The organism is Bradyrhizobium sp. CCGB01, from assembly GCF_024199795.1.
Lineage (GTDB): Bacteria > Pseudomonadota > Alphaproteobacteria > Rhizobiales > Xanthobacteraceae > Bradyrhizobium.
Genome location: NZ_JANADK010000001.1, coordinates 8,840,244 through 8,853,725 on the forward strand (window position 1 = coordinate 8,840,244; position 13,482 = coordinate 8,853,725).

A 13,482-nucleotide genomic window follows, 5' to 3' on the forward strand; every position below is an offset into this window, starting at 1 on the left:
GTCCCACACGAAATGGCGTAGCCCTGATGGAGCGCAAGCTCGATCCGGGCTACGAGCTCTCGCCGCGCAACGCCCTTTGCTTTCGCCACACCTGCAGGTCAACCATGGCTTTGACGGTTGCTGCGAGAACGAGCGCGCAGAGCGCCACCTTGGAAATTGTCTCCATCGTCCCCTCGATCAGCAGGCAATGGGCGACGCTCCCTGCGACGATGACGATCGCGAGGGGAATATGGATGATGCGCCAGGTGCGCAGCCGCAGACCCAAGCGCCGACGCAAGAGAGCCAGAAGCGCGACCGCGAAGATGGCCCACATGGCGGTCACGCCGAAGGGGGAGAACGGCGTCGGCGATGAAAAGGTCAGGGCATCGATCATGTCGGGCGGGCTGGTGATCCAGAGGCCGGCGACATGGATCACCACCGCCAGCACCAGCGCGCCGCCGATCCAGTGATGGGCACGCCGTCCACGATAAGCCGACAGTCCCGGCAAATATCCGCCGATCAGCAACGGCTGAACGAGCACAAGACCGAGGGCGATGATCCCGGCGAAGCCGGCCAGGATGTAGACCGGACCGCGCCATGCGAGCTGCTCGCTGCCTGCCGCTGCGGCGATCGGCACGCCAACGGCCAAAGCAAGGGCGACCCAGATCAGGGTCGCCCGGGCCGATCTCCTCCCCTTCTCTTGCAACGCTGTCAGGCCGGCTGAAGGACGAAGTGCGCCTCGAGGCTGGTTTCCTTTGCGCTCCGCATCACCGGCCGCAGGAAGACGGTTTTGAATTCACCGCTGTCATAGGCGAGGTGACCATGCGGCTGGCCGAAGATCGGAATGATCTGCGGCATCTCGAGCCGGAATTTTCCGTCCTTGTCGGTGAGCGTGGCGCCGTGACTCTGCGGCTCGTGCTCCTGACCTTCGGTCGTGTGCGCCCAGATCTGGATGCGCTGCCCGGCAAGCGGAGCCCCGTCGCCGGCGCGGCGCACGGTACCGCTCATCCAGAAACCGCCCTTGCCGATCCGGTCCACGATCGCCGCGCCCTTGCGGTAGTTGTTCGCCCCGCCCGACATCGTCTCGGTCGGCGCGAGGCCATCCGCGCGGGCCGGCAACAGCAGCCCCGAAACCGCATTTGTCAAAACACCCGTTGCCAGGACGGAGCCGCCGGCAGCAAGGAGGCGGCGGCGGTTGAAGACGATCAGGGTCATGTCGGTTCCTCCTGAACAACCGTGCAGTGGCTGCGCCGAGGGTACAACAACAAGCGCAAAACGCCCAGTTGAGACGAAGGCTCCCACAGGCCGCAATAACGGTGTTGTGAACCAGATACTGGCCATTCGAACGGGCCCCAGGATGGGGGGCGCGAAGCCCGTCGAAGCGCTCTCAGTTGACGAAGCAGGATGGGTTTCGCAAGCGCACTACCCATCCTGCGCGCTGACACTACATGTGACGCTCCAGCCGCGCATGATCGCGCAGATCCTCCACTCCGGCAGCCCCCATGATCCCCTTCTCCGTGCTCGACCTCGCGCCCATCCGCCAAGGCGGCGATGCGGCGCAGGCGTTTCGCAATTCGCTCGATCTCGCCCAGCATGCCGAGGCCTGGGGCTTCAAGCGGTTCTGGCTCGCCGAGCATCACAACATGACGGGGATCGCGAGCGCGGCGACGTCGGTGGTGATCGGGCACGTCGCGGGCGGGACAAAGACGATCCGCGTCGGGTCCGGCGGGATCATGCTGCCGAACCATTCGCCGCTGGTCATCGCCGAGCAGTTCGGCACGCTGGCCTCGCTTTATCCGGGCCGCATCGATCTCGGGCTTGGCCGCGCGCCGGGCACCGACCAGTTCACCGCGCGGGCGCTGCGGCGCGACCTCGCCACCAGTTCCGAGAACTTTCCGCATGACGTGCTGGAGTTGCAGGCGCTGCTCGGCGACGTGCAGCCGAACCAGGCGATCCGCGCCGTGCCCGGCATGGGAACGAAGGTGCCGCTGTGGATCCTGGGATCGAGCACCTTCGGCGCGCAGCTGGCGGCGATGCTCGGCCTGCCCTTCGCCTTCGCCTCGCATTTCGCGCCGCAGATGATGATGCCGGCGCTGCGCGAATATCGCGCGCGCTTCGAGCCATCGGCGCAGCTCGACAAGCCCTATGCGATGGTCGGCGTCAACGTGTTCGCCGCCGACAGCGATGCCGAGGCGCAGCGGATGTTCTCATCGCTGCAGCAGCAGTTCATCAATCTGCGCCGCGGCACCCCCGGCCCGCTGCCGCCGCCGGTCGACGACATGGACGCGCTGTGGTCGCCGGCGGAGAAGGCCGGCGTCGGCCAGTCGCTGTCCTGCTCCGCGGTCGGCTCGCCTGCCGTCGTCGAAGCGAAGCTGAAGGCGCTGATCGCCGAAACAGGCGCGGACGAGCTGATGACCACGGGGCAGATCTACGACCACGCCGCGCGGCTGCGCTCGTTCGAGATCGCGGCCGAGCTGCGGGACAGACTGGCGAAGCAGCCGGCGGCGTAAGCGCGGGCACCACGCCCGTCATAGAGAGCGCAGCGAAGCAATCCAGACCGTTTGCCTGGCGGCAGTCTGGATTGCTTCGTCGCCAGCGCAAAATTGCCTCGCAATTTTGTCGCGAGCTCCTCGCAATGACGAAGAGGCCCTAATCCGGGAAGCCGAACAGCTTTGCCGGATTGTGCACCAGGATCTTCTCCAACTCGGCATCGTCGGACGCGAAGCGGAACATCAACTCGAGCAGATCGGCGTCGTTCGGCGGCTGCTTGACGGAGACCGGATGCGGCCAGTCGCTGGCCCAGACGCAGCGGTCGATGGCGGCTTCGATATAGGTGCGCGCGATCGGGATCACGTCGTCATAGGGAGGACCAACCTGCGAGGTCTTCTCGCCGAGCGAGAGCATGACCCAGAAATTGCCCTTCTTGAGCAGCTCCAGCATCTTGCGCAAATTCGGATCGTCCTTGCCATTCGCGGGCACCGGCCGCGCCATGTGGTCGATCAGCACGGGCACGTCGAGGTTCTCGTACTTGGCGACGCTGGAGATGATGCCGTCCTTCTCCGGCTGGATTTTCACGTACCAGCCGAGCTCGCGGATGCGTGCGATCGCACGTGCAAAGTCCTGGTCTGACAGCACCGCGCCCAGTTCCTGTCGAAAGCTGAAGCGCGCGCCGCGCACGCCGGCATCATGCAGTTTTGTGAGATAGGCATCGTTGGCCTCCGCGAACACCAGCGCGTTGGCGCAGCCACGATAGTTCGGGCCCATCGCGGCAAGGCCGTCGAGCACGACGGAATGATCCGCGCCGTAGGTCGTGGTCTGCACGATGATGCCGCGCTCGATGCCGAGCGTCTTGTGCACGCGCAGTGCCGCTTCCCACGTCGCGGTCGGCATCCGATAGGCCGCACCGGGACGCTCCGGATATTTGTCGATCGGACCCAGCACGTGAAACTGGCTGTCGACGGTCTTCGGCGGCGGTGCCTTGACCGGGCGGCGCGGATTGGGATCGAACGGCAGATAGGTCGGCATGCGCTATTGCTCCTTCAGTCGATCACGGCGGTGAAGTCGCACTGCACGAGTGCGCCGCCGTCCATGTTGTCCATCGGCAACGCGTGGCGTGCGGGACGCGAATGCTCGTCCGGAAACATCTTCAGCCACTCGACATTGACCGGACCGCGCTGCGTACGATCCTTCAGCCACACCGTCATCTTGATGATGTCGTCCGTGGTGCCGCCGGCGGCCTCCACCGTCGCCTTCATATGCGCGAACATGTTGGCGCATTGCGCGTCGAGGCTCGCGGGCATCGCGCCGGCCGCATCGCGGCCGAGGATGACGCCGGACATCACGAGATTGCCGATGCGGCAGGCGTTCGGGATCGGGTTGGCGTGCTTGAAGCCGCCGATATGGATGCTCTTGCGCCGCGTTTGGCCTGTCATGGTGCGCTCCCTTTTATTGTTGGTTCAGACGAACTGGCACGACACCGAGCCGAAGGCGCCGTAGTCGGCGTGAAACGTGTCGCCGCGGCGGATGTCGACCGGACGCGTGAACGATCCCGCCAGCACCACCTCGCCGGCCGCGAGGTGTTCGTCATGCGGCGCGAGGCGGTTGGCGAGCCAGGCGATACCATTGGCTGGATGATTGAGCACGCCGGCGGCAAGCCCGGTCTCCTCGACCTCGCCGTTGCGGAACAAGAGCGCGCCGATCCAGCGCAGGTCCGCATCCAGGGGACGGAACGGCCGGCCGCCCAGCACCAGCGCGGCATTCGCCGCATTGTCCGAGATCGTGTCCATGACTTTTCGCGTCTTGCCGGTCTCGGGATCGACGCGATGCATGCGCGTTTCCAGGATTTCGAGCGCGGGCGTGACGTAGTCGGTGGCGTTGAGCACGTCGAAGATGGTGCAGTCGGGACCGCGCAGCGGCGCCTTCAGCACGAAGGCGAGCTCGACCTCGATCCGCGGCGCGTGAAAGCGGTCGAACGGAATGGGCGTGGCGTCGGCATAGAACATGTCGGCGAACAGCACGCCGTAATCGGGCTCGGAGATGCCGACCGCATTCTGCATCGCCTTCGAGGTCAGGCCGATCTTGTGGCCCTTGATAACCCGGCCGCGGCCGAGCTGAAGCCTGGTCCAGGCGCGCTGGACGGCGTAGGCATCCTCGATGCTGAACTCGGGAAACTCCTTCGAGAACATCGGGATCAGCGCCTTGGTGCGCTCGGCCTCATCGAGGCGCGCGGCAAGGCGTTCGATCGTGGCGGCATCCAGCATGGCCTAACGCTCCGCGGCGACGACGTTGCGCAGCACGCCGATGCCGCTCGACTCGACTTCGACGACATCGCCAACTTTCAGCCAACGCGGCGGATCGAAGCGGACGCCCGCGCCTGTCGGCGTGCCCGTCACGATCATGTCGCCGGGCTTCAGGGTCGCGAAGGTCGAGAGATAGGAGATCAGGAAATCGAACGGGAACATCAGCCGTTCGGTCGTGTCCTGCTGCCGCACCTCGCCGTTGACGCGCGTGACGATGTCGTGCGGCCCGCGCGGATCGAGCTCGTCCGCCGTGACGAGCCACGGGCCGATGCTGCCGGAACGATCAAAGTTCTTGCCCTGGGTGACGTTGAACTTGCCGTGGCGCAACCAGTCGCGGATCGTGCCCTCGTTGCACAGCGTCATGCCGAAGATGTGCGCGAAGGCTTTTTCGCGCGGGATGTGACGGCCGCCCTGCCCGATCACGATGACGAGCTCGCCCTCATAGTCGAGCTGCTCGGACACCTTTGGCTTCTCGAGCGGCTGGCCGGAGCCGGTCATCGACGACATGCTGCGCACGAACAGGCTGGGATATTTGGGCAGGTCCGAATTGTCTTTGTATTCCGCGTTGCGCTCGGCGTAGTTGACGCCGATACACCAGAGCTTTTCCGGCGCCAGCACCGGCGGCAGCAGGACGAGCTTTTCCAATTCGTAATCGGGCGTCGCGCCGGCCACCGCTTCCTGCGCGTCGGCGAGCGCATTGGCGGCGATCAGCGCCTTCACGTCGGAGAAGTCGCGGCCGATCCGCTTCGTCAGATCGACCACGCCGCCCGCGACGGCCGCGCCGTAGCGCGGCTCTCCATCCACCAGATAGCTCACGAGTCGCATGGTTGTTCTCCAATGGTCTTCAGGCGCGGCCCAAGGCTGCGCGCTCAGTCTTTCGATTTGGGAGTCTGGAAGACGGTGTTCAGCGTCACGATCTCGCCGAGCCGGGCGTAGCGCGGTCCGCCGATGCGCGCGATCGGGTCGAGCGCCTTGGTCTCGACCTTGCCGTCGTTCACGAGGCCGTCGCGGATGTGGAGCATCACGACCTCGCCGACGATGAGCCGGCTCCGCGCCTCGCCGAACTCGAGGCATTGCCGGAAGCGGCACTCCATCGCGACCGGCGCAGCGCCAAGGCGTGGCACCTTGATGCGCTCGCTCGCGCGCGTTTCCAGGCCGAGCTCCGCGACCTCGCTGATTTCAGGCGGATGCTCGACGGAGCTGTCGTGCACCGCTGACATCAGCGGCGTATCGGCGATGTGGATCACATATTCCTCGGTGTCGAGGATGTTGTGCGCGGTGTCCTTGTAGTCGGCGCCCTTGCGGCCGACGCTGATGGCCAGCATCGGCGGCTTCTGCGAGACGAAGGTGAAGGCGCTGAACGGCGCGAGGTTGAGCACGCCGCTGCGCGACAGGCTCGTCACCCACGCGATCGGGCGCGGCACCACGATGCCGGTCATCAGCCGGTAGATGCGCTCCGCGCCAAGCTCGGTGGGGTCGATCCGCATCGATCAGTCAGCCTTGATGTTGGCCTTGCGCACGACCGGAATCCACTTGGCGTCCTCGCGCTCGAGATAGGCCTTGAACTCGTCCGGCGTCATCGGCGTGGCTTCGCCGCCGAGCTTCTCGAACTTGTCGACCACGCCGGGGTCCTTCAGGATCGCGACCAGCGTCTCGTGCAACTTGTCGACGACAGGCGCCGGCGTGCCTGCGGGCGCGAACAGGCCCGTAAAGGTCTGGCCGTCTAAGTCCTTGTAGCCGAGCTCGGCGAAGGTCGGGACGTCGGGCAGCGACTTCAGGCGATGCGGGCTCGTCACCGCGAGCGCGCGGAACAGGCCGGCCTTGATGTGCTGGAGGCTGACCGTGAGCTGGTCGAACGCGAACTGCACCTGGCCGCCGAGCAGATCGTTGATCGCAGGCGCGTTGCCGCGGTAATGCGCGGTGACCCATTGCAGGTCGAGGTTCGACTGCATCAGCTCGCTGAGCAGGTGGTTGGTGGTGCCGGGACCGGGCGAAGCCATCGTCAGCTTGCCGGGCTCGCGCTTGGCGAGGTCGATGAATTCCTTGAAATTGTTTGCCTGCACCGACGGATGGACCTCGAGCACCAGCGGCGTCATCGAGATCGTCGAAATGGGAAGAAAGTCCTTCTTCCAGCTATAGGCCTCGCGCTTGTTGATTTCGGTCGCGAACAGCACCGGGCCGTTGGCGCCGACGAACAGCGTGTAGCCGTCCGGCGCAGATTTCGCGAAGGCTTCGCCCGCGATCATGCCGCCGGCGCCGGCCTTGTTCTCGATGATGAAGGGCTGGCCGAGCTTTTCCTGGAGCTTGTCGGCGATGATGCGCGCCGCGCTGTCGACGTTGCCGCCGGCCGGATAGGGCACGATCAGCTTGACGTTGCGCGCCGGCCATTGCTGGCCCGAGGCGGGTCCCGCCAGCATCGCGGCTGCGGCTGCTATGGCAATCCAGATTAATCTCATGTTAACCTCCCGGCGGCGCTTCCAATTCACTTCGAGTGCCGTTGCCTGTCGTGCATGGCGCCCGATCGCGGCGCAATCTCCAGATGCGCGCTTTACCTGTCGAGCGAATTGTGGCGTTCTTGTCCATATTATGGACAAGACGCGCAAGCCCGCCAACAGTTCCGCAGAGCCGCGACAAGGTGCGCAGGCGATCCGGCGCGCGCTGGCCGTGCTGCGCATTCTTGCCGCAGGCCGCGAGGATGGTGTGCCATTGGCCGAGGTCGTGCGGGCAACCGGCCTCACCCGTCCGACCGTGCATCGCATCGTCCACGTGCTGATCGAGGAAGGCATCGTCGAACGGCATGGCAAGACTGGCCGCTACGCGATCGGCAACCAGGTGCCGGAGCTGGCGCTCGCAAGGGCGCGGCCCTCGCGGCTGCTGGTCGCCGCAACTCCGTCGCTGCGGCGCGCCTCCGCGGAGATCGGCGACACGCTGTTCCTGACGGTGCGGACCGGCAACGACACGCTGTGCGTCGATCGCAGGATCGGCATCTATCCGATTCAGGTGCTGTCGATCGAGGTCGGCGCGCGCCGGCCGCTCGGCGTCTCCAGTGCAGGCGTTGCCATCCTCGCGGCGATGCCGGCGCAGGACGCGCGAAAAATCGTCGCAGCCAACGAGAAGAGATTTGAGTCCTACCGGACCGACGTTGCGACGGTGCTCGGCGAGGTCACCGCGGCGCGGCGGCTGGGATACGGTATGAGGGAGATCGGTCTCGTGCAGGGCACGAAATCGATCTCAACCTGGATCAAGACCCCGGACGGCCGCCCCGCCGCGGCGATGACGGTCTCTGCCGTTCGGACGAGGCTCGGTCCGCGCCGCGAGCAGGAAGTCGTGGAGATACTCTTGCGCGAGACAGGGATCATCGAGCACGCGATCGGCGGCTAGCGCTGCACGACATCACGCGACGCTGTCAATGGGCTGACTTGGCGCGCGGTTTTGTGGCACAACGACCGCCTCCGCCGACCGACCAACGAGGCCACGCATGCCCGCGCCGAAACCGCCTGCCTTCGAGACCCTGAGCCTGCATGCGGGCCAGCATCCTGATCCCGCGACCGGCGCCCGCGCGGTGCCGATCTACCAGACCACGTCCTACGTGTTCCAGGATTCCGACCACGCCGCCGCGCTGTTCAATCTCGAACGCGCCGGCCACATCTACACGCGCATCTCCAATCCGACCACCGGCGTGCTGGAGGAGCGGCTCGCGGCGCTGGAGGGCGGCGTCGGCGCGATCTGCACCGCGAGCGGCATGGCCGCGATGCATCTGGCCATCGCGACGTTGCTGAGCGCCGGCGACCACATCGTGGCGTCGAGCTCGCTCTATGGCGGCACCATCAATCTGCTGGCGCACACGCTGCCGCGTTTCGGCATTACCACCAGCTTCGTCAAGCCGCGCGATCTCGACGCATTCCGCGCGGCGATCAAGCCGAACACAAAGCTCGTGATCGGCGAGACCATCGGCAATCCCGGACTCGAGGTGCTCGATATTCCGGAGGTCGCGGCGATCGCGCATCAGGCGAAGATTCCGCTGCTGATCGACAACACCTTTGCCACCCCCTATCTCAGCCGCCCCATCGAGCTCGGCGCCGACATCGTCATGCATTCGGCGACCAAATGGATCGGCGGCCACGGCATCGCGATCGGCGGCGCCATCGTCGACGGCGGCCGCTTCGACTGGCGCGGCTCCGGCAAGTTCGGCGTGCTGACCGAACCCTATGGCGGCTATCACGGCATCGTCTTCGACGAGCAGTTCGGCACGAGCGCCTTCATCATGCGCGCGCGCACCGAGGGCCTGCGCGATTTCGGCGCCTGCCTGTCGCCGACCAACGCCTTCCAGCTCTTGCAGGGTGTCGAGACGCTCGGCGTGCGCATGGACCGGCACATGCAGAACACGCACCTGGTGCTGGAAGCATTGAAAGCCAACAAGGCCGTCGACTGGGTGCTGCATCCCTCGCTCGAGGACCACACAGACTATCAGCTCGCAAAACAGCTGCTGCCGCGCGGCGCGGGCTCGATCGTCTCCTTCGGCATCAAGGGCGGGCGGCCCGCGGGCCGCAAGTTCATCGAAAGCTTGCGCATGATCAGTCATCTCGCCAATGTCGGCGACGCCAAGACGCTGGTGATCCATCCGGCCTCGACCACGCATCAGCAAATGGATGCCGAGCAGCTCAAGGCCGCCGGCATCGGCGAGGAGCTGGTGCGGCTGTCCGTCGGTATCGAGACGGCGTCCGACATCATCGACGATCTCGCCCAAGCGCTACGCATCTCGCAAAAGGTCTGACGCCATGAAGCTTTCCGTCAACGGCACTGATGTGTTTGTCGCGACCGGCGGCTGCGACTTCGACAAGTCCCTGCCCACGGTCGTCTTCCTCCATGGTGCCGGTTTCGATCGTTCGACCTGGGCGCTGCATACGCGCTGGTTCGCCCATCACGGCTTTGGCGTGCTGGCGCCTGATCTCCCCGGCCATGGCCGCTCGGCCGGGCCTTCACTGGGAAGTATCGCCGAGATGGCCGACTGGACGGCGGCGCTGCTTGATGCCGCCGGCGTGGCCAAGGCGCATCTGATCGGCCACTCCATGGGATCGCTGATCTCGCTAGAGACGGCAGCGCGTCACCCCGACAAGGTCTCGGCGCTGAGCCTGATCGGCACGGCCGCGACCATGACGGTCGGCCCGGATCTGCTCAAGGCCGCTGAAGCCAACTCGCAGGATGCAAACGATATGGTGTCGATCTGGGGCCTCGGCTTCAACGCCGAGCTCGGCGGCAGCCTCGCACCGGGCCTGTGGATGCATGGCGGCGCGCAGGCGGTGCTTCAAGCTTGCGAGCCGGGTGTGCTGTTCAGGGATTTATCCGCCTGCAATTCTTATGCGAACGCACTCGCGGCTGCCGCGAGCGTCAAGGTGCCTGCGACGCTCGTCCTCGGCGAGCGGGACATGATGACGCCGGTGAAGGCCGGCAAGGCGCTCGCCGCGGCGATCCCGCATGCGAAGACCGTCGTGGTGCCGGGCGCGGGCCACATGATCATGGCCGAGCGTCCGGATGAGTTACTGGCAGCGCTGAAGGGCTGAGTCCTCTCAGGAGCCCGGCGTCCACTTCCAGACGATGTCGGAGACGTTGACCGGCTTCGGAATCAGGCCGAGCTTTGCAAAGCGGTCGGCGACGGCTTGCTGGCCCTTGATCACCTCGGCGTCGAGCGGCACCACGCTGTAAGTCGAGCGATTCACGAAACGTCTGACCGCCTCGATGTCCACACCGGTCGCCTCGGATTGCGCTTTCGCGACCTCCTCGTGATGCGCTTCCGCCCACTTGCCTTCGGATGCAAACGTCGTGTTGAGCTTGGCGACCAGTGACGGATACTTCTCAACGAAATCCGTGTTGGCGATGTAATAGGCGTTCGGCTTGTGCACGTCCTTGTCGAAGGCGAGAACCCGCGCGTTCTCCTTCAATTCGGCGAGCGCCAGATACGGATCCCAGATCGACCAGGCATCGACCGAGCCCTTGACGAAGGCGGCCGTCGCATCGGCGGGCGCGAGCGGCGCCGGCGTGATATCCGCCCAGGACAGGCCAGCCTTTTCGAGCGAAGCGACCAGGAGATTGTGCGCGCTCGATCCCTTGCCGAAGGCGACGCGCTTGCCCTTGAGATCGGCCAACGTCCCGATCGGCGAGTCCTTCGGCACGATAATCGCCTGATTGTCGCCTTCGGACTTCACCGCCGCGACATAGCGGATCTTGGCCCCGCCCGCCTGGGCGAAGATCGGTGGGGTGTCGCCGACGAAGCCGAAATCGACGCTGCCGACATTGATGGCCTCCAGCAGCGGCGGACCGAACTGGAAGTCGATCCACTTGACCTCGATACCCAGCGGCTTGAAGGCATTCTCGAGCGTTTGACGCTGGCGCACCGCCGGGAAGAAGCCGCCCTTCTGCGTGCCGATGCGGATTTCGGCCGGCTTGTCCTCGGCGCGCGCGGGCGCGGCGACAGCGGTCGCGAGAAGGAGCGTCGTTGCGAGGATGTGTCGTCGAGTGATCATGTCGTGGTGCTCCGGGTCAGTTGGCGAAGAGTTGGGAATTCGCGCGGCGGCCCTTCTCGGACAGCAGGGCGCGTGCTGCGCGCTCGGCCTCGCGCGCCGAGCGGAACTGGCGGCCTTCGAGGCTGTCGAACAGGCGCTCGGAGGAGAAGAAGCGGAAGCCGCGCTCATCCCGCGTGATGATGCCGGCGGCGCGATCGTGGATTTCGATGATGTAGGCGTTCGATTGGGCTTGAGACATGTCTGCTCGCTCGCCGAAGTGCCGGCGTTCCTGTCTTGAGATTTGCTGTGCGGGAGTTGCTAGAAGGCGATCAGCAACAACAACAGGCGCCGGTGGCCGCCGAGAAACAGCGCCGCGTCATGCACGCTTGCATGTCGCCTCTGTTACGCTGGTGATCGGTTCTCATGTCGCGGCATCAAGCTCGAGGAGCAGTTTCGATGCTTCGAATATCGAGCGATTGGCGCGATCGGTCAATGAAATGGCTATCCATATTTGGCTTTGGCGCGCTGGGGCGCTTCTCCCGCCGCAAGCGGCGACAGACGGATTCATCTCGCGATGAGTTCAACACGGATACGCGGCCTGCCGTGATACGCTGCGGCAGCCACCAAGCGGACAATTCGGGAGTTCCATACATGGCGAATGATCTGAACGGGCGCACGGCGCTCGTGACCGGCGGCTCGCGCGGAATCGGTGCTGCCATCTGTCGTGCGCTGGCCGCATCAGGCGCGGCCGTTGCGATCAACTGCCGCGAGCGGATCGGGCAAGCCGAGCAGCTGGCAGGCGAGATCGTCAAGCAAGGCGGCCGTGCCATCGTAATTGCCGCCGACGTCTCGCAGCGCCAAGCCGTGGCCACAATGGTCGAGCGCGTTACGGCCGGGCTCGGGCCGATCGACATCCTCGTCAACAATGCCGGCATCGCCATCACGCGCGGCGTCGACGATCTCACCGAGGACGATTTCGACCGGACGATGCTGGTCAATCTGAAGTCCGTCTTCCTGTGCACGCAGGCTGTGCTGCCGGAAATGCGCGCCAAGAGATGGGGGCGCATCGTCAACATCTCCTCGGGTGCCGCGCGCGGCGCCGGCTCGATCGGCCCGCATTACAACGCATCCAAGGCCGGCATGGAGGGCCTCACGCGCGGCTATGCGGCGCGGCTGGTGAAAGAAGGCATCACCGTCAACGCAGTGGCGCCCTCGCTGATCGAGACCGACATGATGAGCGGCCAACCGCAGCTCGTCAGCCGCATCCCGCTCGGCCGCTTCGGCACGGCGGACGAGGTGGCCAAAGCGGTGATGCTGCTGGTCGACAATGCCTACATGACCGGGCAGACGGTCGCGCTGAGCGGCGGGATGGCGTTTAATTAGGGCACTGCTGCGCGCGGTGGCCCCCTCTTCCAAGCTCGGGAACGCCGTAGGGTGGGCAAAGCGAAGCGTGCCCACCATTTGTCGCGATCGCGGAGAGATGGTGGGCACGGCGCAAGTGCGCCTTTGCCCACCCTACGATTCCGAATTCGCGGAGAGATATCCCCCATCTTCGGCGGGGGAGAGGGTAAGAAAGATCACCACATCGTCGCCGCTGCGCGCTCCGGCCAGATGCGATCGTACTCGGCGCCGCCGACCTTGTTCTCGCTCATCTCGGCCAGGATCTGGCCGGGTGTCGGCAAGGTCTTCGGATCGATCCGCTTGTCGGGATTCCAGAGGTCGGAGCGCACGATGGCGCGGGCGCACTGGAAATAGATTTCGTCGACGGTCATCACCATGACGCTGCGCGGCGCCTTGCCCTCGACCTTGAACGAAGCCAGCAACTCGGGATCGACGGAGAGATGGGCGCGGCCGTTGGCCCGCACCGCGTTGCCCGAACCGGGGATCAGGAACATCAGCGACACCCTGGGATCGCGCACGATGTTGCGCAAGGAATCGACCCGGTTGTTGCCGCGCCGATCCGGCAGCATCAGCGTCTTCGGATCGTGGATACGGACGAAGCCGGGGAGATCGCCGCGCGGCGAGCAGTCGATGCCCTCAGGCCCGATGGTGGCAAGTGCGGCGAACGGCGCCTTCTCGATGAAGATCCTGTAGAGCGGCGTGACGTGGTCGGCGACTTTCACGGTCGAAGCGTCACCGACGGCGCCGTAGATGGCTTCCAGCTGTTCGACCGTTTCGATCACCGACATTCCGTTCTCCTTGTT

At 65.4% G+C, this 13,482-nt stretch carries 16 protein-coding genes; 5 read left to right on the top strand and 11 right to left on the bottom strand.

Features of this window, described 5'->3' with window-relative positions; genetic code table 11:
* Positions 1 to 49: 49 nt before the first annotated feature.
* Positions 50 to 616, bottom strand: coding sequence for a ferric reductase-like transmembrane domain-containing protein (locus NLM25_RS41640; protein WP_254140778.1), 567 nt, complete (start codon positions 614 to 616; stop codon positions 50 to 52).
* A gap of 74 nt (positions 617 to 690) precedes the next feature.
* A complete protein-coding gene (locus NLM25_RS41645) occupies positions 691 to 1,194 on the bottom strand; it encodes a Twin-arginine translocation pathway signal (RefSeq protein WP_254140779.1) in 504 nt (167 codons plus the stop codon).
* Positions 1,195 to 1,481: 287 nt separating this feature from the next.
* Between NLM25_RS41645 and NLM25_RS41650 the strand changes: the two genes are divergently transcribed.
* The gene (locus tag NLM25_RS41650) at positions 1,482 to 2,489 is read left to right on the top strand and encodes an LLM class flavin-dependent oxidoreductase (protein WP_254140780.1); all 1,008 of its coding nucleotides are present in this window, start codon (positions 1,482 to 1,484) and stop codon (positions 2,487 to 2,489) included.
* Between the two features lie 139 nt (positions 2,490 to 2,628).
* Here NLM25_RS41650 and NLM25_RS41655 read toward each other — a convergent pair whose 3' ends face one another.
* The 6 genes from NLM25_RS41655 to NLM25_RS41680 are packed head-to-tail and all read right to left on the bottom strand — an operon-like array spanning position 2,629 to position 7,234.
* Positions 2,629 to 3,504, bottom strand: a complete 876-nt coding sequence (locus NLM25_RS41655; RefSeq protein ID WP_254140781.1) for an amidohydrolase — start codon at positions 3,502 to 3,504, stop codon at positions 2,629 to 2,631.
* Positions 3,505 to 3,518: 14 nt separating this feature from the next.
* On the bottom strand, positions 3,519 to 3,911 hold the full coding sequence (locus tag NLM25_RS41660) for a RidA family protein (RefSeq protein WP_254140782.1): 393 nt from the start codon (positions 3,909 to 3,911) through the stop codon (positions 3,519 to 3,521).
* 24 nt (positions 3,912 to 3,935) lie between these two features.
* The gene (hpaH, locus tag NLM25_RS41665; protein ID WP_254140783.1) at positions 3,936 to 4,739 is read right to left on the bottom strand and encodes a 2-oxo-hept-4-ene-1,7-dioate hydratase; all 804 of its coding nucleotides are present in this window, start codon (positions 4,737 to 4,739) and stop codon (positions 3,936 to 3,938) included.
* A 3-nt stretch (positions 4,740 to 4,742) separates the two neighbouring features.
* Positions 4,743 to 5,603, bottom strand: coding sequence for a fumarylacetoacetate hydrolase family protein (locus NLM25_RS41670; RefSeq protein ID WP_254140784.1), 861 nt, complete (start codon positions 5,601 to 5,603; stop codon positions 4,743 to 4,745).
* Positions 5,604 to 5,647: 44 nt separating this feature from the next.
* On the bottom strand, positions 5,648 to 6,265 hold the full coding sequence (locus NLM25_RS41675) for a flavin reductase family protein (protein ID WP_254140785.1): 618 nt from the start codon (positions 6,263 to 6,265) through the stop codon (positions 5,648 to 5,650).
* A gap of 3 nt (positions 6,266 to 6,268) precedes the next feature.
* Positions 6,269 to 7,234: a tripartite tricarboxylate transporter substrate binding protein gene (locus NLM25_RS41680; RefSeq protein WP_254140786.1), complete on the bottom strand. Its 966-nt coding sequence runs from the start codon at positions 7,232 to 7,234 to the stop codon at positions 6,269 to 6,271.
* A 130-nt stretch (positions 7,235 to 7,364) separates the two neighbouring features.
* On the opposite strand from NLM25_RS41680, the gene NLM25_RS41685 reads away from it, so the two are divergent.
* The 3 genes from NLM25_RS41685 to NLM25_RS41695 all read left to right on the top strand — a co-directional run bounded on the left by NLM25_RS41685 (position 7,365) and on the right by NLM25_RS41695 (position 10,339).
* Positions 7,365 to 8,159, top strand: coding sequence for an IclR family transcriptional regulator (locus NLM25_RS41685; protein WP_254140787.1), 795 nt, complete (start codon positions 7,365 to 7,367; stop codon positions 8,157 to 8,159).
* A 97-nt stretch (positions 8,160 to 8,256) separates the two neighbouring features.
* Complete coding sequence (locus NLM25_RS41690) at positions 8,257 to 9,552, top strand: O-acetylhomoserine aminocarboxypropyltransferase (protein WP_254140788.1); 1,296 nt, start codon at positions 8,257 to 8,259, stop codon at positions 9,550 to 9,552.
* 4 nt (positions 9,553 to 9,556) lie between these two features.
* The gene (locus NLM25_RS41695) at positions 9,557 to 10,339 is read left to right on the top strand and encodes an alpha/beta fold hydrolase (RefSeq protein WP_254140789.1); all 783 of its coding nucleotides are present in this window, start codon (positions 9,557 to 9,559) and stop codon (positions 10,337 to 10,339) included.
* Positions 10,340 to 10,345: 6 nt separating this feature from the next.
* On the opposite strand, the gene NLM25_RS41700 is transcribed toward NLM25_RS41695, so the two are convergent.
* Together NLM25_RS41700 and NLM25_RS41705 are read right to left on the bottom strand one after the other, a co-directional pair.
* On the bottom strand, positions 10,346 to 11,299 hold the full coding sequence (locus tag NLM25_RS41700; RefSeq protein ID WP_254140790.1) for an aliphatic sulfonate ABC transporter substrate-binding protein: 954 nt from the start codon (positions 11,297 to 11,299) through the stop codon (positions 10,346 to 10,348).
* A 16-nt stretch (positions 11,300 to 11,315) separates the two neighbouring features.
* Complete coding sequence (locus NLM25_RS41705) at positions 11,316 to 11,537, bottom strand: hypothetical protein (RefSeq protein WP_254123728.1); 222 nt, start codon at positions 11,535 to 11,537, stop codon at positions 11,316 to 11,318.
* 392 nt (positions 11,538 to 11,929) lie between these two features.
* Between NLM25_RS41705 and NLM25_RS41710 the strand changes: the two genes are divergently transcribed.
* Entirely contained in the window at positions 11,930 to 12,661 is a 732-nt protein-coding gene (locus NLM25_RS41710) for an SDR family NAD(P)-dependent oxidoreductase (protein ID WP_254140791.1), read from the top strand.
* Between the two features lie 194 nt (positions 12,662 to 12,855).
* Here the strand turns inward: NLM25_RS41710 and NLM25_RS41715 are convergent, their stop codons facing one another.
* Positions 12,856 to 13,467 (bottom strand): pyridoxamine 5'-phosphate oxidase family protein, encoded by a 612-nt coding sequence (locus NLM25_RS41715; RefSeq protein WP_254140792.1) that lies wholly within the window; start codon positions 13,465 to 13,467, stop codon positions 12,856 to 12,858.
* Positions 13,468 to 13,482: the final 15 nt, after the last annotated feature.

Coding starts and splice junctions, on each gene's coding strand:
- NLM25_RS41645 (WP_254140779.1), bottom strand. CDS start 1,194: ATGACCCTGATCGTCTTCAACCGCCGCCGCCTCCTTGCTGCCGGCGGC.
- NLM25_RS41650 (WP_254140780.1), top strand. CDS start 1,482: ATGATCCCCTTCTCCGTGCTCGACCTCGCGCCCATCCGCCAAGGCGGC.
- NLM25_RS41655 (WP_254140781.1), bottom strand. CDS start 3,504: ATGCCGACCTATCTGCCGTTCGATCCCAATCCGCGCCGCCCGGTCAAG.
- NLM25_RS41660 (WP_254140782.1), bottom strand. CDS start 3,911: ATGACAGGCCAAACGCGGCGCAAGAGCATCCATATCGGCGGCTTCAAG.
- hpaH (WP_254140783.1), bottom strand. CDS start 4,739: ATGCTGGATGCCGCCACGATCGAACGCCTTGCCGCGCGCCTCGATGAG.
- NLM25_RS41670 (WP_254140784.1), bottom strand. CDS start 5,603: ATGCGACTCGTGAGCTATCTGGTGGATGGAGAGCCGCGCTACGGCGCG.
- NLM25_RS41675 (WP_254140785.1), bottom strand. CDS start 6,265: ATGCGGATCGACCCCACCGAGCTTGGCGCGGAGCGCATCTACCGGCTG.
- NLM25_RS41680 (WP_254140786.1), bottom strand. CDS start 7,234: ATGAGATTAATCTGGATTGCCATAGCAGCCGCAGCCGCGATGCTGGCG.
- NLM25_RS41685 (WP_254140787.1), top strand. CDS start 7,365: ATGGACAAGACGCGCAAGCCCGCCAACAGTTCCGCAGAGCCGCGACAA.
- NLM25_RS41690 (WP_254140788.1), top strand. CDS start 8,257: ATGCCCGCGCCGAAACCGCCTGCCTTCGAGACCCTGAGCCTGCATGCG.
- NLM25_RS41695 (WP_254140789.1), top strand. CDS start 9,557: ATGAAGCTTTCCGTCAACGGCACTGATGTGTTTGTCGCGACCGGCGGC.
- NLM25_RS41700 (WP_254140790.1), bottom strand. CDS start 11,299: ATGATCACTCGACGACACATCCTCGCAACGACGCTCCTTCTCGCGACC.
- NLM25_RS41705 (WP_254123728.1), bottom strand. CDS start 11,537: ATGTCTCAAGCCCAATCGAACGCCTACATCATCGAAATCCACGATCGC.
- NLM25_RS41710 (WP_254140791.1), top strand. CDS start 11,930: ATGGCGAATGATCTGAACGGGCGCACGGCGCTCGTGACCGGCGGCTCG.
- NLM25_RS41715 (WP_254140792.1), bottom strand. CDS start 13,467: ATGTCGGTGATCGAAACGGTCGAACAGCTGGAAGCCATCTACGGCGCC.